Annotated in this window: 25 protein-coding genes; all 25 read right to left on the minus strand. The window is 58.4% G+C overall.

The window, feature by feature from the left end; all coding sequences use genetic code 11:
- Positions 1–11: 11 nt before the first annotated feature.
- Entirely contained in the window at positions 12–611 is a 600-nt protein-coding gene (locus ACLH0J_RS02120; RefSeq protein WP_411390689.1) for a YmfQ family protein, read from the minus strand.
- Positions 602–1639, minus strand: coding sequence for a baseplate J/gp47 family protein (locus ACLH0J_RS02125; RefSeq protein WP_411390690.1), 1038 nt, complete (start codon positions 1637–1639; stop codon positions 602–604). Before ACLH0J_RS02125 ends, ACLH0J_RS02120 begins: the two co-directional genes overlap by 10 nt.
- Positions 1629–2027: a phage GP46 family protein gene (locus ACLH0J_RS02130; RefSeq protein ID WP_411390691.1), complete on the minus strand. Its 399-nt coding sequence runs from the start codon at positions 2025–2027 to the stop codon at positions 1629–1631. The genes ACLH0J_RS02125 and ACLH0J_RS02130 overlap by 11 nt, the downstream gene beginning before the upstream one ends.
- Positions 2024–2533: a phage baseplate assembly protein V gene (locus ACLH0J_RS02135; RefSeq protein ID WP_411390692.1), complete on the minus strand. Its 510-nt coding sequence runs from the start codon at positions 2531–2533 to the stop codon at positions 2024–2026. Before ACLH0J_RS02135 ends, ACLH0J_RS02130 begins: the two co-directional genes overlap by 4 nt.
- On the minus strand, positions 2530–3645 hold the full coding sequence (locus ACLH0J_RS02140; protein ID WP_411390693.1) for a phage baseplate assembly protein: 1116 nt from the start codon (positions 3643–3645) through the stop codon (positions 2530–2532). The genes ACLH0J_RS02135 and ACLH0J_RS02140 overlap by 4 nt, the downstream gene beginning before the upstream one ends.
- A 3-nt stretch (positions 3646–3648) precedes the next feature.
- Positions 3649–4899: a DNA circularization protein gene (locus ACLH0J_RS02145; RefSeq protein ID WP_411390694.1), complete on the minus strand. Its 1251-nt coding sequence runs from the start codon at positions 4897–4899 to the stop codon at positions 3649–3651.
- Positions 4900–6972 carry a phage tail tape measure protein gene (locus ACLH0J_RS02150; RefSeq protein WP_411390695.1) on the minus strand — a complete coding sequence of 691 codons (2073 nt, stop codon included), beginning with the start codon at positions 6970–6972 and terminating at the stop codon, positions 4900–4902. It lies immediately after the preceding gene.
- Positions 6973–7102: 130 nt separating this feature from the next.
- Complete coding sequence (locus tag ACLH0J_RS02155; RefSeq protein ID WP_411390696.1) at positions 7103–7399, minus strand: phage tail assembly protein; 297 nt, start codon at positions 7397–7399, stop codon at positions 7103–7105.
- Complete coding sequence (locus ACLH0J_RS02160) at positions 7396–7743, minus strand: phage tail tube protein (RefSeq protein WP_122554907.1); 348 nt, start codon at positions 7741–7743, stop codon at positions 7396–7398. Before ACLH0J_RS02160 ends, ACLH0J_RS02155 begins: the two co-directional genes overlap by 4 nt.
- Before the next feature lie 60 nt (positions 7744–7803).
- Positions 7804–9300, minus strand: coding sequence for a phage tail sheath subtilisin-like domain-containing protein (locus tag ACLH0J_RS02165; protein WP_411390697.1), 1497 nt, complete (start codon positions 9298–9300; stop codon positions 7804–7806).
- Positions 9300–9506 (minus strand): DUF2635 domain-containing protein, encoded by a 207-nt coding sequence (locus ACLH0J_RS02170; RefSeq protein ID WP_411390698.1) that lies wholly within the window; start codon positions 9504–9506, stop codon positions 9300–9302. The genes ACLH0J_RS02165 and ACLH0J_RS02170 overlap by 1 nt, the downstream gene beginning before the upstream one ends.
- Complete coding sequence (locus ACLH0J_RS02175; RefSeq protein WP_411390699.1) at positions 9503–10093, minus strand: hypothetical protein; 591 nt, start codon at positions 10091–10093, stop codon at positions 9503–9505. The genes ACLH0J_RS02170 and ACLH0J_RS02175 overlap by 4 nt, the downstream gene beginning before the upstream one ends.
- A gap of 23 nt (positions 10094–10116) precedes the next feature.
- A complete protein-coding gene (locus ACLH0J_RS02180) occupies positions 10117–10638 on the minus strand; it encodes a hypothetical protein (protein ID WP_411390700.1) in 522 nt (173 codons plus the stop codon).
- Positions 10631–10993 carry a phage head closure protein gene (locus ACLH0J_RS02185; RefSeq protein ID WP_146476563.1) on the minus strand — a complete coding sequence of 121 codons (363 nt, stop codon included), beginning with the start codon at positions 10991–10993 and terminating at the stop codon, positions 10631–10633. Before ACLH0J_RS02185 ends, ACLH0J_RS02180 begins: the two co-directional genes overlap by 8 nt.
- A gap of 9 nt (positions 10994–11002) precedes the next feature.
- The gene (locus tag ACLH0J_RS02190; RefSeq protein WP_265085415.1) at positions 11003–11353 is read right to left on the minus strand and encodes a head-tail connector protein; all 351 of its coding nucleotides are present in this window, start codon (positions 11351–11353) and stop codon (positions 11003–11005) included.
- Entirely contained in the window at positions 11350–11607 is a 258-nt protein-coding gene (locus tag ACLH0J_RS02195; protein WP_207254707.1) for a hypothetical protein, read from the minus strand. Before ACLH0J_RS02195 ends, ACLH0J_RS02190 begins: the two co-directional genes overlap by 4 nt.
- A 35-nt stretch (positions 11608–11642) precedes the next feature.
- On the minus strand, positions 11643–12806 hold the full coding sequence (locus tag ACLH0J_RS02200) for a phage major capsid protein (protein WP_265085414.1): 1164 nt from the start codon (positions 12804–12806) through the stop codon (positions 11643–11645).
- A gap of 3 nt (positions 12807–12809) precedes the next feature.
- Positions 12810–13472, minus strand: a complete 663-nt coding sequence (locus tag ACLH0J_RS02205) for an HK97 family phage prohead protease (protein ID WP_411390701.1) — start codon at positions 13470–13472, stop codon at positions 12810–12812.
- Positions 13473–13490: 18 nt separating this feature from the next.
- Positions 13491–14762: a phage portal protein gene (locus tag ACLH0J_RS02210; RefSeq protein WP_146476567.1), complete on the minus strand. Its 1272-nt coding sequence runs from the start codon at positions 14760–14762 to the stop codon at positions 13491–13493.
- A complete protein-coding gene (locus ACLH0J_RS02215) occupies positions 14762–16483 on the minus strand; it encodes a terminase large subunit (protein ID WP_265085413.1) in 1722 nt (573 codons plus the stop codon). The genes ACLH0J_RS02210 and ACLH0J_RS02215 overlap by 1 nt, the downstream gene beginning before the upstream one ends.
- Positions 16483–16968, minus strand: a complete 486-nt coding sequence (locus tag ACLH0J_RS02220) for a phage terminase small subunit P27 family (RefSeq protein ID WP_265085412.1) — start codon at positions 16966–16968, stop codon at positions 16483–16485. The genes ACLH0J_RS02215 and ACLH0J_RS02220 overlap by 1 nt, the downstream gene beginning before the upstream one ends.
- A gap of 131 nt (positions 16969–17099) precedes the next feature.
- Positions 17100–17501: an HNH endonuclease signature motif containing protein gene (locus ACLH0J_RS02225; RefSeq protein WP_411392766.1), complete on the minus strand. Its 402-nt coding sequence runs from the start codon at positions 17499–17501 to the stop codon at positions 17100–17102.
- Positions 17502–17503: 2 nt separating this feature from the next.
- Positions 17504–17833: a phage holin, lambda family gene (locus tag ACLH0J_RS02230; RefSeq protein WP_411390702.1), complete on the minus strand. Its 330-nt coding sequence runs from the start codon at positions 17831–17833 to the stop codon at positions 17504–17506.
- A 161-nt stretch (positions 17834–17994) separates the two neighbouring features.
- On the minus strand, positions 17995–18558 hold the full coding sequence (locus ACLH0J_RS02235; protein WP_411390703.1) for an OB-fold protein: 564 nt from the start codon (positions 18556–18558) through the stop codon (positions 17995–17997).
- 170 nt (positions 18559–18728) lie between these two features.
- Positions 18729–18995 carry a hypothetical protein gene (locus tag ACLH0J_RS02240; protein WP_411390704.1) on the minus strand — a complete coding sequence of 89 codons (267 nt, stop codon included), beginning with the start codon at positions 18993–18995 and terminating at the stop codon, positions 18729–18731.
- Between the last annotated feature and the right edge of the window lie 57 nt (positions 18996–19052).

Genomic DNA, 19052 nt, shown 5'->3' on the forward strand with positions numbered 1-19052 from the left:
GTTATTACCCCTCAGTCGTAATTGATGTGCACAACGGTGTGCGCCGGCGCCGGTCGTCTGATCAGGCATTCCAACGCGTTACCCGGGTTGGTACCGAAACGCTCACCCCAATAACTGACGCCGAAACGCCGTCCCTGCCGCTGCCGCCCGCCGGTGTTAAGCGTCCACATGAATTGGGCGTTCCAGGTACCGAAGTGAGCGGAGCCAAAACGAGAACGCCCCATACGGGGCGCTCTGTACTCGGTGATGGTTGCGTTTGGATATCCCTGGCTTACCGCTATCTCTATGAAGTAGCCGCAGCTCTGCCCGCCCACCTCCACCAATCTTCTGCGAACAGCCATGCGTCGATCTTCAAATGCTGGGTTCGGGCCGAGGCACGTATCCGGCAGTCCCATGATCGACTCCCAATCTGGGACCAGTTCGCTAACTCCTGCCGAGTCCATTTCGTTCAGCAGCGCCACGGCCCGCGCATCCACGCGGGAGAACTCCAGAGCCACGCCGGATAAAACCAGCGCCACTTCTGGCACCAGCTCAGGATCCCAGGCAGGACCCGACGGGAGCAGCCCCTGAAGCTGCACGCGATACTCTTCCGCCGTTCTAATCACAGCCATGTGATACCCCCGAAGATCAGAAGCTGGTTTGCCGCGGACACAACGTTTGCCGACGGCGCGATGAGCTGGTGATCAGTTTCGCCAGCAGCCCCACTGATAGCCTCGGCTATATGGGTGAGCAAAAGCGTTTCTCCGAGCCCCGCTTCCCGCTCGTGAAGATCAACAAGCTGGGCCTGAATAGCGGCGCGTACTACCGACGTGTCTGGTACCGCGTGGATCTGGTAGACCACTGCCACCTCAACCGGGGGTAGCACATAAAGCTCAGCAGTAACTGGCCGTAACGAATCGATATAGGCCTTCACCTCAGCCAGTTGCGTGGGATTTGGCACTGGCTCGGCGTCGCCATCGCGCATCACGAACAGACCAACAGTGCCGGGCCCAAGGTAATTGCCACGGCACCATGCTCGCGTGACACCAGGCACCTCAAGCGCCCAGGTTTCGTAGTCATCTTTTGAGCCGCCATGCGGAATCACTCGGTAGGACCGAACCACGCGAGCGCGCAGGGATTCAACGCTCTCTTGAGCAATCCCCCCGGTGAGCCCTGGAGCGAGCACGGTGAAGGTATTTACCACGCCCTCCACTGGCTGGATCAACCTCAACGTCAGGCCTGCGTCGGCATTCCCAAGAACACCCGCATCAACGGCAGCAATCGTGGCGGCGTTTACCCCTGCCGTAGTCGTTAACCCGGCAGTGACCTTGTAGGTTCGGCCATCATCGGCCTGGAGTACTACGTCGACATCGAGCACCGCCAGGGCGGCAGCAGTGAAGCCGACCGATCCTTCAGCGGGCTGTGCCGGATTGCGTGGCTGGCTCAATCGAAGGATCGCTATGCGCTCAAGGGTTTCCTCGTCAGCGCGGTCGGGCAGGATCTGGTCAACGATCCAGTCGAGGTATCCGTACAGCCCGTACGCGGTGCCGCTGATGGTCCTGGCCAGCACCTGGGCATCAGACCGGCGTAGCACGTCACTGGCAAGGTCGCTTTGGGTGCGGCTGATGAGTACCGGCAGAGACGGCGTTTCAAACGGCATAGATCACCTGCCACGAAGAAGAGGGTTTGATTTCGAGCCGAGCGCCGCCAAGAATCGTCAGGGTCACAACCAGGTTCAGGCGGTTAATTCCGGCCTTCTCACTGCCGATATCGATACCCACCACGTGCTCGTCGGTGAGCAGCCAGCGCAACGCCTCGTCTGCGTAAAACTCGGCGTCGCGCTGAGTGGCCTCGGTGAGCTTTACCCGCCGCAACAACCACAGCCGGGAGCCGATCTTGTCGTCAGCGGTTGCTGGGTAGCTGTCACCCCACCACCCATATCGCTCCTCGTCATCTATCGGGTCATCCGTCGCAGCGCGGCGCCAGGTGAAAAGGCTGATCATCACCGCGCGCGTGAGACCGGCCTCCACTGTGTTTGAAATAATCATTCAGCCTCCGGCACTGGCGGGCCACTTTGTCCGTTGCCGGGCATCACCCCGTCATGCGGGTGGTTGATTTGGCTGACACCGCCTGCCACCTGGTCGCCCTCAGAAACGAACCGTCCGGTCTGGGTGATCAAAGGGGTGTCAAAATTCACTGAGGTGCCGGCCTTGATGTTCAGCGTCTGTGTTTCGATATCAATGACCCGCCCACGCTTGAAGTGGATCTTGTCCCCCTCGTCCGTGAAGATGACCACCTCGCCCGGTGCGACCTCGCTGATGCGGTAGCGGCGGTCAGAAGCAACCACAACAACCGCATGGGAGCGATCGCCACCCAGGAACGCTGTCAGCACTTCGGCCCCTGGCTTCGGATTGCTGGTGAAGCCGTAGGGTTCGAAATGCTCAACACCGTCTTTCAGCTCACCCGCCGTCAGGCGAATTTGCAGCGACTGCATCTTCTTCCCGGCGTTTGCGAGCACGACGGTGCCGCGGGCCAACATGCTTTTCAGGCTCATTGTTTTGGCTCGTAGTCTGCTGGGATGAGGTATTCGAAGTTGTCGCCCTTGCCGCCCTTTTTCAGCTTGCGGCTTTTCAGCGAGTCGTTCGGTTCCGGCTCGTAACTGTCGGGCGGGCCCACTTCCATTTTTGTGACCGTGCCGCCCTCTCCCAGGATGTAGGTCACCCGGGCTATGAGCATCCACCGGTCGTATCCGATAATTGGATCGATGACCCGGACCAGCATGTTGTGTTTCCAGAGTTGGCCGTTTGTCTGCCTCCACCCCTGAACCTCATACGTGGTGGTCAGCGCCTTGCCCATGCGCGTGACGCTTTCCCAGTGCGCCCTTGCCTGGGCCAGCTCAGTCGTAAGCTGGCCGGACTGCTGGATCACCATTACGCGCCGGCGAGCCACGCGAGTGTCAGTAACGGTTGCGGAAACTTCAGCGGCCGCAGCGCCGAACTCGTCATCGGTGCCGCTCTTCTGACCGAGCACTCGGTACTCGGAAAACACCGCAGAGAAGTCGAGCCCGGTACTGCCGGTCTTGATGTTCTTGCCCACCTCAAGCGCGTCGAAAGCCCGCCCCTCACTTCCCGGTCTGGCCAGCACCACCATGCCGGTGGCGTCGTCAGTCGAGAAAACCCTGAACAGAGTGAGCAGCCGATCGATGGATTCGAAAACTGTTTCGCCAGGCTCGATGGTGTGATCCGAGAGCTTTGCGCCTTCGGGGATCTCGCTGCGCACCTTCAACCCATAGGGCGCCGCAAGCGCTGAAACGATCGACAAGACGCTCTGATTGTTCCACTGACCCGGCTCATTGACTGCCGCGCAATCGACCAGGTCGGCGGTCAGCGACCGGCCGCTGATGGACATGGTGATCTGTTTGTCGTCGTAATCGATCGGCGAGGCGAACACCCAGCCAGTAAGCACCAGGTCATCCCCGATTCGAATTTGGCACTTGTCCCCCTCTTTGATCGGCCGCCCTATGGTCTGCCCTGGCCACTTCCAGGTAACGCTTAAATTGAACGACCTGGCCTGATCCTCAAGGCCGGCGGCGATCTCAACCGATTTCCAGCCAGAGTAATCCGAACCGTTGACGCTGAGCGTCACGGTGTTTTCATCTTCGTCCACGGGTTACCTCTGGGCTATTTTGATCGGCCGTGCGGGCACAAAACCTGGGTGGTGAATGCGGTTTCGCTCCACGACCTCGGACTCACGCGTAGCGTCGCCGAAGCGGCGATACGCCAGGACCAAGGCAGAAAGGGTTTCCGGCGGGGTAATTTCTACGAGGCGAACGCCGGAAGCAGCAACCGCAGTCAGGTGCTTGACGATTGTCTGCCGCAGGGCATTGAGCACCAGGTAATGAGCCGAGTCGGCTTTCAGTGATGCCTCAAGCATCGCCTCGTTCAATCCGTCGCGCAGCTCGAGAACATCATCTGCCACCGGCACCTCGGGCCTTTCGAAGGGCTGCACGGCCTGTTGATCTGCAGATGGCGTTGTGTCTGTGGACACAGGCTGCGAGGCGATCGGCATTTCGCTGACGATCAGAGCAATCTGAACGAGCAGTGCGTCCTGCACCAGATCGGCCGTGGCCTTCGATGCCGCGGCCGAGTCGACACCCCCGATCGTGCTGACGGTATTAATGCTGCTCACAGCTTCGGCCTGCTGGCTAGCGGTGGCTACGGTGTTGCGATAGCTGGAGTCGTTACCCAGGTAGTCCTGAACTGAGAAGTCGCTGAAATAGCTGGAGAACAGCGCCGAAAGCGAACTGGGAGCATTCATGATCGACTGGGCCAGCCCGGTCAGGTTCGTGAAGACAGACACGAACGGCGAGAACTGACGCTGGATTACGGTGTACACCGCCGACAAGTTGTTGCGCAGCCGAGCCAAGCCAAGCCTTGCCTGATCAACCTTGGCCATCGCTGCCTTGTAGCGCGCCAGCGCCGAATCCCACATGCTCTTCGAAGCCTTAACCACCTGCTGCTGGGTATTGACCCTGGCCACGGGAAACTTGAGTGGCGTATCCGGATAGAACGTGACCAGCATGCTGACCATGCCGCCCTGCTGGTAGTCGTGGGTCAACTCCGCTTCGCCGGCCTTGACCTGCATTCTCCCCAGCCAAGGGTGAACCAGCTCGCCCGCACCGGGCGTTTGAATTGCCTCGAGGAACTTGTCGCGCCGTTCGAAGCAATCGTCGCCGATGATCCACACCGTAAGCCGATGCACTTGGGACTGCTTGCCCAGTTGCTCGAAGTAAGGCTCATCCCGCTGAGGGAACTCGTGCAACTGGCCTTTCATGCCCACCGGCACCGTGGCCTGGGGGATCAAGAAACTGATCCCCCGGAACGAGGCCGGCAGCAGTTCGTCACGCCATGTCTGATCCATTTACGGCCTCATCACACCCACGGTGCGGGTGCCTACATTGGGCTTGATGTTCAGCCCCGGCTGATTGGTTTGTGGCTTGTCGACCTGAAGGCCGGGCGGCGAATTCTCGAAGCGCATCACCAGCTCACCCTGCAGCTTTGGCTGACTGGCGGCCATGGCGTTCTGAACCAACGAGTCGCCCCGTGGTGACCAGCGCTCACCCTCCGGCCGTGGCCGTAGCAATGTGCCGTCGCCGCTGCCAGCCCGCGCAGGCGCCACCTGCATGGTCAGGTTGTTGACGGCATCGGTTGCGTTATTCACTGCACCGTCTATGCCGGCATCGCCCACCATGCCGAACGCACCCATGATCGATTTAACCCACCCGCTGATCTTGTCCCAGGCATCTTTGAACCACTTCAGCGCCGGCTCCCAGTTTGCAATCAGCGCGCCGGCGGCCATGGCGATCAGGCTGGCAATTAGGATGAAGGGGTTGGCTTTCGCCACCAGGTTGAATATCCGGGTCGCCACTGTTGCAGCCAGCACCGCCCCCCTCACCACAACCAGCGTAGCGCTGAAGATTTTCCCGGCAACAGTTGCTGCCAGCATGGCAACACGCATCGCAAGAAAACCAGCGGCCGCGCCCATCAGGCTTTTCGCCAGAACCGGGCTGGTCTGGGTGAACTTGTCCCACGCCAACTGCGCGCGCAGAGCTACTGCCTTGATCAGGTTCCAGAGCGCCGAGAAGAACGGCGCCACCTTCTGCCAGTTCGCGATGAGCAGACCAGCCGCCAGCGCGAGGCCGCGGATGATCAAGCCGACAGGAGACATTTTCGTCGCCGTATCGAACAGCTTCATCGCAACGATGGCGCCCATCACACCTAATTTCAAAACACCAAAGGCCAAGCCTGCACCCAGGATCCCTTTCACCAACCCTGGATTAGCCGCAGCGAACTCAGATATCTGACTCACGATCGGCCCCATCAGCGTCATGATTTCGTTGAGTGGCGGCAAAAGCACATTGCCGATTTCAATGCCCAATCGGGTAACCCGGCTTCGCAGTAACTGCATCGCATTTGCCGTCGTCTTCGAACGCTCAGTGTATTCCTTGGTCATGGACCCTGCGAAATCTCCGCTTACGCCAACATCCCCGAAGCTCTTTCTCAGTAGATCGAGGTTGGTGAGAAGCGGAGCGATTGCAGCAATCGATTCAGACCCGAATAACTGCGTCAGCAGGCCTGCCTGTTTCTCAGGTGCGACTTTTGACACACGTTCCAGCACATCGAGCATGGTTCCCTGCGCATCTTTCTGCATGCCCAAAGATACCTTCTTGACATCAAGCCTGAGCGACTTGAACGCTTGGGTTTGCTCTTTGGTAGCTGCCTTTCCTTTGGTGAGCGCAAGCATGAAGTTCTTCAAGCCGGTGGCGGCAACTTCGCTTGGCACACCGACACCCGCAAGGGTTGCTCCCATCGCCGCAATTTGCCCGGACGCCAAGCCAGCGATTTTTCCTAGAGGACCAATGCGCGTAACGATGTCAGCAATCTGTGCGGCAGAGGATGGCCCGGTGTTGCTCAGGTAGTTAATCTTGTCGGCCAACGCCACAACCTCAGGTTGCGTCAGCTTGAACGAGGTTCTCCACTTCGCCATCATGTCGCCGGACTGCTCGGCCGTTTGGTCGAAAGCGATCCCCATCTTCACCGCGTCTTCAGCGAACTGCTTCAACTCACCGCGCGCAAACCCAGCCTGCCCCCCGGCCGCCACGATGGCGGCAATACCGGTCGCTGCCATTGGCATTTTCTCAGACAGGTCGAGCACATCCTTGCTCATCTGCTGGAACTGTTCGGGCGTGTCGAAGTTGACCACCTTCTTCACATCAGCCATTGATGATTCGAAGTCTATCGCCGCCTTGGCACCAGCAATGAACGGAGCAGCAAAAGCTCCACCTTGCACAACATCCTGAAAACTGATCTTACCAAGTCCCGAACTTTCCAATTGCTTGCGAAAGCCCGCGACGTTTTTCCGGATGCCGCCCAGCATCGGCGACAGCTTGTCGACGCCGGTGATCAACGCCTTGAGCTGGAATTTATCCGCCATCACTGCACCTGCTGGATTCTATTGATTCGTTGCGCGTGCTCCATGGATTCGCGGAGCACGTCGAGCGGGCGAGCCAACATCAGTTCAGGATCCGTTTTCCAGAACCACGCCAGGTCATAAGCAACGGCGATCAGGTCGTGGATGGAGTCGACGCCGCACTCATGAAAAAACCGGCCACCTGCCAGCTCAGTGTGTTGAGGTCCGCCAGATCGAGCTGGTTGACCGACGACGGAGGGATGCCTGCGCACACCGCGATGTATTTCGCGGCGACGTCCATGTCGAGGCTGACCTCTTCGTTTTTATCGATCTTGTACGGCAAGGCCTTGATGACCCGAACTTCCTGCACGGTCGGGCGGCGCAGGTTCAGTTCGGTCAGAGGCTCGCCGTGCGCTTCAATAGGCGCCTGCAGCTTTACGGAATCACTCATTGCCAGCTCCCTTTGATGCCGTCGAATTGCAGCTCTACCGTGCCGTCGTCAGCCTTGAACGATGGCTCATCGACCAGGTAGGCGCCGGAAAGAACGTAGACGCGGCCGTTGTTGAATTCGCAGGTGACCGTCATGTCGCGGCCATTCGCCAGCGTCTTGATCGGAAAGCCCGCCTCAACGATGGCCGTCATCTTCAAGTACGGCGCCAGTTCTTCTTCCTTGTAGAAGCCTGGATAAACCGTCTCCCGCTTCACTTCCATCAACGGCGCTTCCGCGCCGCCGGTGATAGTGAGCTGCGTGCCGTCCACTTTTACGTAGGCGGTACCCGCTACTTTTTGACCCATGGTCTTTTCCTCTGGAATGAAAAGGCCCGCTCAAGGCGGGCCGGGTGATCAGGGTCAGCGTTACGCCGCGGCGTCGTACTGAAGACGGAATTGGTTGAGCATCGCGAAGATGCGCAGACCGTTGATGTAGTCCGGCGGGAACAACACGTTGACCCGGCTCGGGTCCTGCGTATCACGCTCCACGACCAGGTGCTCAGCGAACAGATCAGCGTTCTCGACGTGACCTTCCAGCTCGAGCTTCGCGTACTGGGCAATCAGCTCCCCGCGAATGGTGCTCGGCGTGACAATCGGCTGACCGGCACCAAAGCGCGTACCGTCATTCGCCAGCTTGTGGCGGCCGTACTTGCTGGTAATGACGCTTTGCATGCGACGGATGATGTACGCCGACTGGTGCATGGTCTCGCTGTCCAGGTAGGAGTTATCCGCCTGGCCGTAGGCGTTCTTCTGATAGGTGGTGATCGAGCGCTGAATGCGCACGTAACCGCCCTCGTAATACGCCGTGGCCAGGCCGTAGTTCAGCAACGACTGCCGCTCGGTCAGTGTGAAGCGGTCGCTCGCAGGGGCCGGATCAAGGCCTGGCATGCTGCCACTTTGGGTTGGACGGCTGGCATCGGCGGAGATGAAGACGGCGGTACGCGCGGCCAAAGCTGCGGCCTGCACCCACACTGGCTGAGGTACACCAACTTCCACTGCCTGGATGGTCATGTGCTGATCGTTACGAGCCTGGCCGGCAGCGACCAAAGTGCCGATCGTTCCGCGCTTCGCGCTGTAGACGTGCCCGAACAGCTGCTTGGCCCAGCTCCAGCGACCGACGTTGTCGTCCATCGCATCCTTCCAGGCATTCAGCGACGTCGTGTCGGTCCAGGGCTGGCACAGGAACTCGAAAGGTTCATCACCCAGGGCGGCGATTGCGTCAACCTGATCTGGCGTGCCGACGCCTCCGGTCATCTGAGTGACCGCAACCGTCATGCCGGCCGGGGTCATTTCGCCATTGGACTTGCCCAGGCGATTAAGCGTGATGCTGATGTCGTTGCCGCTTTCGCCGGTCCACTTGCAGGTCAGGGTGACCACGCCCGCCACTGCGACTGCCGTCACCGGCAGATCTGGTGAGGCGTTGATCTTGACCGCCAGGGCGGCGGCCGCAGCCGTCGGCGCTGCGGCAGACGGCACCACGGATTGCACTCGCACACCGCCGACATACAGGTTCAGCAGGCCGGCCTCGGTGGACGTGCCAGTAATGGTGATAGTCGCAGAAGCGACCTCGCCGGTTTCGTTTTGCAGCGGCAGGCACCAGATCTCGCCGATCGGGTCAGTCTTGCGCCAGGCTTCGTACATTGCGGCGAGCATGGAGCCCTGCCCGCCAATTTCCTTGGCCAGGGCGAGACTGGTTACCAACACCAGCTTACCGATGCTTTCGCCGGCGGCGCTGTCGTTTACCTGGCCAACGATCAGCCGGCGCATGGCCGACGAGGTGCTGTTTGCTGCCGAGTTATCCATCTCCGCATAGAACAGCGGCACACGGATATCGGCCGGAATGTTGCTGAATCCGATAGGCATTATTTGGCCACCTCGGTTTTCGCCGCGACTGCAGCTTTGGTGGTAGTGGGTTCAACGTCTTTCGACTTGACGTCGCCGTCAGCTTGGCGGCGGCGCCACCAGACGTTGTCGGGTACGTCCCGGCCTTCAACAGGCAACAGGTCGCCAGCCTCCGGATCGGGCACAGAGCGGCCTTTGGCCGGCACCACAGTGATGCGCTTGGTCATGGTGTTACGTCTCCTGAGAAATGCGCTTCGATACGCCCATCCGGGCCGGGTGATTGCAGGTTTGGATCTGCAGGGTCGATGCAGTCCATTTTGAAGTCGGCACCGGTAAACCCAGTGAGCCCGTCGAGCTCAAGCTCTTGCCAGGTCTCGGCCGGCTGGTCAGGACGATTACGCCCAACCTGGAATTCGGAGAAGAAGGTGAACTGGTAAACCACCCGTGCCCGACTGATGTGCAGCAACGCGCCCTTGCCATACTCGATGGGCGTGTATTCCGGCGATGGGATGTACCCCAGCAAGGCGCGCCATAGCTCGGCGCGTATGTCGTGCAGCAGGTCGTTGGCGGCCTGGCCACGCTCGTCCGTCGTATCCAGCACGATCACCACGTTGAACTGATCAGTGATGTCCTGAATGATCATGTTTTGCGCTTTGGTCGGGGTCGCAGCGTCGGCGGTTGCAATCACGTACGCAGCCGGCAAAGCCAACTGCGCGCTCTCGACGACCGCGTCCCAGTCGATGCCGCCAGCCACCCGACCAGCAAAGGACGGGCAAGTCAGCCGCAAGTGCGCGACAAGCGGGTTCAGCTTCATGTGTTTGTCCGGTGTTGTTGCGATCAGCCCAGGGCGGCGGCGAAGGCAGCGGAAAGGATGGATTGGACTTGCGATGCCGAGTCCTGCAGGGCGTCGGCCATGTAGTTGTCACGCGGCTTGATACGCCATTCACCCGCCGCACGTTCGGCAACGGCAGCTGCCCGCACGCCGGCGGCTCGGCGGTTCGACTTCCCTTTACCGGCGCCGGGTGCAAGCTTCCCGAGCTTGCGGCCCCTCTTCACACCGTAGTGCAGATAGGCCGGGTAGAAATCTTCCATCGCCGAAGTTTTGGTTGGGGATATACGGACCAAAAATCCAGCGCGGGAAACCTTGAAGGTCACCGACTCCACGGTCGCGCCCGTGCGGTTCACGGGGTACCCGTCCTGGCCCTTGCCAAGCACCAGGTTCATCTGGGCGCGCTGCGTGATCAGCAAACCGACCTTGCGCATCCCCGCACGAATCTTCCGTTTGTCGAAGGCGTCTCGCTCCCAGTTGTCGAACCCTTCGACGTGCAGGTAACCGTCGACCGATGCTGAGTTAGACATAAATGCCTCCGGATGCCTTCAAGCTACCCAGCTCTTCGACTTCAATGATTGTGAACCGCTTGCGGCCGTTCATCTCGGCGCATCGCTTCACCCGATAAACAACACCCGAATTAACAATCTCATGGTCTGTTGTTATACCCAGCAAATGCCTAATGAAAATGCGGTGGGTGATTTTGTTTTCAGTTTGGACTCCGTCCGTGTAAACAGCGGTCCCAACAGGCTCAATCTTTGCCCACCTAGGTGTTGGATCCAGCAGCTGAGATTCGAGCCCCATATCGTCGGCGGGACGGTCGGATCTGAGCTGTATGACTACGCGGCGATCCAGCTCCCCGGCGCCTAGGTCTCTGTATGCCATCGGATGCCCCTATGAAATCAAGTCATCTGCAGCCGAATCAGGTGGCCCCCTGAAGTTCCTTGAAGACCATAGAAGCGACTCAACGGCAAGCGGCAGGGTTGTGATATCCGTTCCGGAGGAACCAAGCACCACAGCCTCCCGATTTGAGTAGGAGTGCCCGACCAAGAGCAAAAGCGCTGCTTTGAAACTGGCCGGGAAGTCACTGACCTGCAAAAGCTTGGGGTTATCGCAGTACCACAAAGCCCAGGCGAGAGCTGACTCTGCGTAAAGCGAGATGAGGTCGTCCTCATCCTCAAAATCAACCCGTAGATGCTTTCGCATCAAGGCGATCGGCAGCAGATCGGTGACGGGGATGCTCATTTTTTACCGCCTGCCTTCTTGGTGGTTTCGGTGGTGGCTTCAGGCTCTGGCTCTGGCTCTGGCTCTGGCTCTGGCTCTGGCTCTGGCTCTGGCTCTGGCTCTGGCTCCAGGATTGGATCGGCCTCAACCTCTTCTGCCAAGTCCAATCCGATCAAAGCCTCCGCATATTCGTCCTTTACTTCACGAACCTCGAACTGGCTGAAGTTACCGGCGTGGTAGTGCGAAAACTGGCGCAACGCGCGAATCTTGATCATGACGTAATCGGGGCAGTTACCTGCCCCGGCCTCGGTTATGGTGCGGTTGCGAAAGGACCGGTGATGATCGCGGTTGGCCGGTAGTGGGCCAGGGCCAGGCGCTCTTCACAGAGGATGGTCAGCATGTTCTTGACGAAGTTGTCGCGATCTTCGCGGCTGACTTCGACGGTTGCGTCCATGCGGTCCCAGACCTGGGATGCCAGATCAAAGCCGCCGACGGTGAACGTGCCCAGGGCTTGAGCTTTAGTGGCAACCACCGGCAGGCCCCACATGACCTTGGCAGCGAACGCAGCTGGTCCACCGAAGATGTAGCGACCATCAGCGTCTTTCAGCAGCGCGATTGCGTGCCAGTCGCGCGGGTTGAGGATGATGCCGGAGGCTTCAAACTCAGACTCACTGGTCTGGAAGATCGCGTGGGCAATCTTGTCGGCGCGGGTGTCACCCGTCACGTTCAACGTTGCGTCGTATGCGGTGGCCACCTTATTCAGGCCAGTCAGGTTGTCACCGGTGCCGTCACCGTTCAGCAACTGCCCTTCTTCCACCAAAGCCAAGCCGAACAGCAGGCGGTTGTTCACGTACGACTCGAGCATCGGCGCATCGTCCATGACTTGGCGCGATGCCTGGATCCAGTGAGCGATGGTTTTGACGTTCGCCGTTTCCTTGGTGAAGGTCAGGTTGGATTCGGGCTTCAACGTGCCCTCAGCGACTGGTGCCGCACTGTTGGTGAAGATGTTCTCGCGAACATACTCCAACGAGTTCGAACTGATTCGGCCCTGGGCCAGCAGGTCGCGGATGGTAAGGCGGCGAAGGCCCGGCATCAAAATACCGGCATTGCGCTGTGGCTCGATCAATGCGCCTGCGGAACCAGCCGTACTGCCGAGTTGTTTGTTGAAGCTCTTGACGTCGACCTTGCCCGAAGACTTCCCGTCCCAGGATTTTTGAAGATCGATTGCAGTTTGCTCTGCGAAGGACTTCTTCGTTTCTGGATTGTCCAAGTTGCCGGCGGCGAGCTTTTGCTCAAGGTCGAACAGGCGAGTGCCGGATTTGGTCAACTCTTCCTGGACGGCTTGGAGATCAGTCTGCAGCTTTTTGCTGACGGCGCCGGTCTCGGTGATTTCTTTTTTCTGCGCATCGAACAGTTCAGTCATGTTCTTTTGCGATTCTTCAATAGCCTTTTGGATTTGGGCCAATTCGGACATGGTTTATTTTCCTACAGATGGGAAGGACTTAAGGCGATCAAGGATCGCGGTGATTTCGCCACCTTCGGAATCACTCCGAACTGCGGACTTAATCCGGGCCACGAGGCCCAGAGCTTGCGACTTGGACAGGCCGACCGAATCCCTCAGCCAGTGCTCCACATCGCGAATTGTGGTGATCGACTCCATGGACTTCATGGATTCGATAGTTGCCAGTTCATTGGCGGGGAATGTGCAAATGCTGATCTCGCGAAGAGCCGCAACACTCTTAAACGCGCGACCGGTGGCGATCATGTCGAAATCGTCTTTCATCACCGTGAAGCCGACAGACATACCCTCCACAGTCTTGTGCTCCATCGCGGCGCGAAGGTCATTAGAAATAGAAAGACCTGGGGTCAGTTCGCCGCGAACGATCAAGCCTTTACTGTCCTCTTCGAGGGACTGCCATTTACCCACCGGCAAACCATAGGTCTGGTGGTTGAAAAACATGCCAACCTGTCGGCTCTGAGTGCTCAAGGCTTTTTTAAACGCGCCTGGAAGAATGATGTCGCCGTCCGAATCGATCACATCGAAAACGCTGGCATATCCCTCGAAAACCCCAACCTTTCCGCCGGAATCGAATTTGATCTCGGCCTCAGCGAAGGCCAGGGTCTTTTGAATATTTGACATTTGGCAGCTCCAGAAAAACTAAACCCCGCTGGGTGCGGGGTTTAGTTTGCCAAGTTGGGTAAGCGGTACGTTCTGCGATTGGCGCGTTGCAACATCACCGCCCGGTACCGGGGGCCGGTTGTTCACCCGCCTTCCCTCATTGACGGTGAGAAGACCGGCGTCCACCAGGGACTTCATGTAATTCGCACGGGCAGTGGAATCACCGCTCAACAGGCCGTCGCGGTTGTGCTCGGCGTGAATTCGCCCCAAGTCAGAGGGTTTGACCAGCCAGCGCAAAATGCACCCTTCCCAAATCTCGAGGTAGGGATCCAGGCTGTACTGCAGGAATCCGAGGTTTTGCTGCTCAATGCCCGAGCCCCAACTGGTCGATTTTTCTACGTCCCCCACCAGATGCGGCGGCACACCAAAGAACCTCGCAAGCTCGCTTACTTGAAACTTCCGCGCGGCCATCGTCTCGGCGTCCTGCGGGCTCACGCCAATCGCCTGGGTCGTGAACCCGCCTTCGAGAATCCAGAGCCGCTTTTTCACAGGGCCACCGGATATCTCCTTGAAGTTCTCTTCAACCTGGGCGCGCTGCTCTTTGTTGAGAACCTTGCCTTCGCCTGTCATGAGCAGCTGTGGCGACTTGGCCCCATTCGCGTAGAAATCGCGCTGCTGATCCTCCATTGCGACAGCTACGCCCGCGCTTTTGGCAGCAAAGGCAATCGGCGAGAGACCTACGAGTCCATTGAAGCCGAAGCCTTTTAGGTGGAATATTTCAGACTGCTTGAAATCCGCGTACTCGCTGTCCCGGCGGTAACGGTAAATAACTTTCCGACCCTCAAGCCTCACGTCCATATTTGCCGACAGCAGCGGGATCAGGCTGATTACGTCACCGACGCTGTTGCGCTCGATCAGCGCATAGGCGTTTCCGTAATAGCAAAGCTGCATAGTCATTGACACCCGAAAATCGAAGGCTGTCATGAACGAGTTAGGGCTGTAGCGCAGAAGTCGGGCCAGAGGATTTTCCAGGCCGACCTTCTTGCGGTCGTCGCCGTTTGTTTCGAACACATCCAGCGGCATACACGCCGTTACGCTGCAGATCAGCCGCACACATGCAAACACAGTGGATATTTGTAGCGATCGCTCATCATTGACGACCGAGTCACCCACGACACCCTGGGCTGATACCGGGCCTGTCTGCGAACCCTTTTCAGGGGTGACCAGGCGGCCGCCGACAAAGAAGCTCGCCATACGCGCCCAAAATGGACTGCGGGTACGCAGGTCGATGCTGTAGTCGGTATCTGCCATTACATGCTCATCGGTCTGGAGAGGAAGTCGTCGACAGAACCTTGCACCTCAGCATTCGCCAGGATGCGGCCTATCGTCATGATCAGCGCGACGGCGCCGTCGATCTTGTTGTCATCACCCTGTTTAATGGGGCGCACGACGTCATCATTACCTGGCAAGTGCTTGCCAATAACGTTACCGATACACCACGTCATGATCGGGTTCCCGTCGTGATGGAAGCGCCCAGCCTCGATCGCGGCCTCCAGCTCTTTCATCGGGTCCGACATGTTGGTGTAGTTCTGCGTGATAGTGACCGGATTGAATCCTTGGTCATCCAGATCGTGGCTTAACCCCGTAGCACCGTGCGGGTCAATCGGGCACTCACGCACCGGGGCGTGATGATTTGCCTCCTTGGTATCCTCAAGGATCTCGCGGTAGTCAACCTCGGCTCCGTCGGTCACTTCCAAATGCTTGGAGTGAATCCACGCCTGGAAGCGTTCCGCCATCCGCTTGTTGTCGGTGTTGAAGGCGGTGTCGTAAGGAACCCAAAACTTCGGCGCAATGCTGTAGTAGTGGTTCTTCCCATCAATGACGCGCCAGAACAACCTGGCCCTAGAGTTCATGTCGAGCTTTCGAGCCAAGTCGAAACCGGCGATCCACTCCTGCCCCTCGAACTGCTCCAGAGTCAGCGATGTGTCTTCGCACGCCTTCCAGCTTTCCATGTTGTAGAAGCCGGCCTTGGCGCTTACCCAGAGGTTGAGGTGTTTCGTTTTGAATGTGTTGGCGAAGCGCGCCGACCGGATAGCCCGAGCCTGCTGACTTTCCAAGTACTCCTGAAACACCGACACGCCGTGGTTCGGATTGGCTTTGGCCAGCATCTTCGGATCGGTCCAATCGTCGCCCTCGTCGAGGGTCCAGATCCAGCCGAACAACTCTTCATCCGGAACAGTGCCGGCCAGCATCTCCACGACCTGGCGGCGCTTGTCGTAGCACGGGCCTTCAATGTCAGCACCGGCAGTGGTGATGATGAACATCAATGGCTGACGTCGCGCGCCCATGCCGGTGAGCATGGTGTCGTACTGGGCCGACGTTGGGTGCTCGTGGTATTCGTCGACGATGGCGCAGCTTGGCGAAGCGCCGTCGCCCGGGTTTCCGATCAAGGGTTCGAACCGGCTGAAGTCGGATGGGATATTCATGTTCGAGGCGTTCACCTCGATCCCAGCGGCCTGAATCAGCATCGGCGACTTGCTGACCATCAACTTGGCAGGACGGAAAACTTCCCACGCTTGCTTCTCCGTGGTGGCACCGGCATAGACCTCGGCACCGAATTCGCCATCAGCAACGAACATGCTGATACCCACGCCGCCGGCGACAACAGACTTGCCATTCTTCCTGGGCACTTCCCAGTAGCTTTCACGGAAGCGGCGGTGGCCGCCCTTCTTCTTGACCCAGCCAAATGTCACAGCCAGGCCGAATAACTGCCAGGGCTCCAGCGTGATCAGTTGACGCTTGAATGCCCATTCGCCCTTGGTGTGCGGGAGCAGCTGCATCAGTTTGAGTTTTTTCTCGGCCTTTGCCGCGTCGAACTTGAAACGGAAGCCGCGCTTGCGGCTGGCCGCCAGATCGTCGAAGTGGCGCTGCACCGCCTGGTGTATGTAGCGGCACGCTGGAACCTTGCCGCGGAGCAATGACCTACCCCACGCCGTTGCCTTGTCGACATTGGGGTGGGCAGATTTGGTCATCAGGTTCTCAGCAGGCTGGCAAATTCGTTGGTTTCTTTCTCCTTGTTACCGCCGATCAGTCGTGTCCGGCTGGCGGGGTCCAGGCCCAGCATCGAACCGAATGTCACCATCTGGCGCATCGTTTCGTTCGCGGCGGTAAGTGCGGGGTTCTTCATCGGCCCGCCGGTGGCGCCGGTAACGACGATGCCATGCAGCTGGATCGATTCCTGGGCAAGTCGCCAGTTGTCGTAGGCGCTACAGAACGCCTCGACGTTGTGCAGATCAGTGATCGCCACCACGTTCTCGCGCAGCAGCTCCGGGACAATCATGTTCCACATGGTGGCGGCCCGAGGGGTGAACCACTCCGGCGGGTCGATCTGGGTGATCTTGGAAAACTGCGGCTCGGCTGTATTCAGCGCGCGCTTGCCAGGGTTTCCGGCGAGTGCTTTTTTGGCCGTTGGCTTGGGTTTGCGACCACGGCCGGCGACCGTGGCGGTGCCTCCCATCGCGCAACTCCTGAATTTTTAATTTCGCGGGTGTAAGAAAATGATTGGGCGGACGGTCTAGAAGGCAAAAGCTCTGGACTTTTGACCCTCCCCCACCCCAAAGGTGAGAATTAGTCTCATTTGAGCCATTTTCACTGCATTTTGCACGATTTTCTGCTTGGGTTGCCCCAACCACCGTCTTCTGACGCTGTTTTCGTGCTGTGGCAGCTGCGGCACAGCGACTGCCAGTTGGTTCGATCCCAGAAAAGCACCATGTCGCCTTTGTGAGGGATGATGTGGTCAACCTCAGTGGCCGCTACCACCTCGCCGCGTCGATCATGCTCAGCGCACAACGGATGGCGGGCCAAGAACCCCTTGCTCGCCTGCTGCCACTTGTAGCCATAGCCTCGCTGGTTGCTGCTCTCACGCTTCTTGTCAGCCAGCTTGGACGCCTCGGCCTTAGCGATCTCTGCATGCTTATCGCAGTAGCGGGGGTTGCGGGTCAGAACATTGCAGCCCTGGGCATTGCAAGGCTTCTTTGGCCTGGGCGGCATATTCAAGGATTCCTGTTTGGTAGCTTGAAGTCAGTCACCCGATCAGCTATCGACCTGATCTTCTCCACACCCAGGAAGCCAACCCAGCCACCGGCGAAGGTGGCCATGCTCTGTGGCAGACCGAAGAAGTCCAGGCCACTGATGATAGTCAGCGTCAGACCGCCGCAGATCGCGCCCTCCACAAGCATCTGGCGGCGCGTACCGCCTCCGTAGGTGATGCGCAGTACAGCCATCGCACAGGACAGCGCAGCCGCATAGAGGATTGGCGAATGCTGGCTTAACCACGCAAGCGCAATCGCCCAGGTGTCTGGCTTGTCTGGCATGTTCGACATCTCAGGTTCCTCCCTTTCGGGGAGTGAATAGATCCGGCCCCAGCAGCACTCCCGGCCATAGCAACGGGTTTGGTGGAGCCGAAAACGAAAAAGCCCCGCACGATGGCGGGGCTTCAGGAAGTATTGCGTTGTGGGTAATGCGTGGTGATGCCTATCTATATCTATTTCGACATTTCACAGTCTTCAAACATCGGTGTTTTGATAACGTCGCCTGCGCCAGTGCAAATAACACTGACTGTGACACCCTTCTTGAGCGTGGCCATCACCGAAATACTCGACTTATCAAATTTGAACTGAGGCCCCAGAAACTGGTTCGAACCGGCCAGAACAAGGTAAGGGTTCCCACGAAAGTCGGTGTTGATGTCAGTAATGCGGCCCGTGACTTTCACGCGCTTACCCTTAAAAAGCGCATCAGCGGCCACAGTATTGTCGTCGTAACTCTTCGCCACTTGAGTGGACGTGTATGTCTTGAGTGGCTCAGCAGGAGCAGAGGCAGCAGCAGGAGTGGCAGTAGCAACAGAACGACTACCCGCACTCGGCGGAGCAGGAGGAGCTGCAACAATCACCAAGATACACAAGATTAGCCAGCCAAAACCTACCACACGAGAAAGGACAGAATGCCCTTTTCGGAGCAGAAACCAGGCAAAAATAATCGGGAAAAACAGAATACCGATTCCAAGAAGGAAGCCAACATTCCGTTTAGCGGGCACATTCACATCGCTCATATCGCTCTCCGTGGCGATCAGTTAAGGCTGACATTCTGGGGCCGCGAATATCAAATTGCCATACAGATCGATCAAGTCGCGTCAGAAGAGCGTCTTATATAAGAGGGTGGAGCTGGGCAATCCACAAAAAACCCAGCAGGCCGGGCCGGACATTGAGAAATCCGTATAGCTTAAATCTTGAATATTTCTACCTGGAGCTGCTCGATCAAGTCATGCCCCGACCAGCTCAATCTGTAGGTACGCATGCCGGTTGCCTCTTCAATTTCTGCGGCAATAAAACCTCCGCTCAAAAGTAGATTCAGATGGTAAAAATCTGCCTCGTCGAATCTATCCTTTTCCCGATTCGCCTCAAGGTTTCTCTCGTCGACTCCACGCAGGCCTTCTAAGTCCTGAATGTCAGTCAATAACCCCAAGACTAGTCTCTTGTCGCGCTCCATTGCTTTTCCTCGATACAGAGCAGGGACAACCCCTGATCACGTGACGAGAGTAGCACG

Source organism: Pseudomonas sp. MPB23 (assembly GCF_046605395.1).
Taxonomy (GTDB): Bacteria; Pseudomonadota; Gammaproteobacteria; order Pseudomonadales; family Pseudomonadaceae; genus Aquipseudomonas.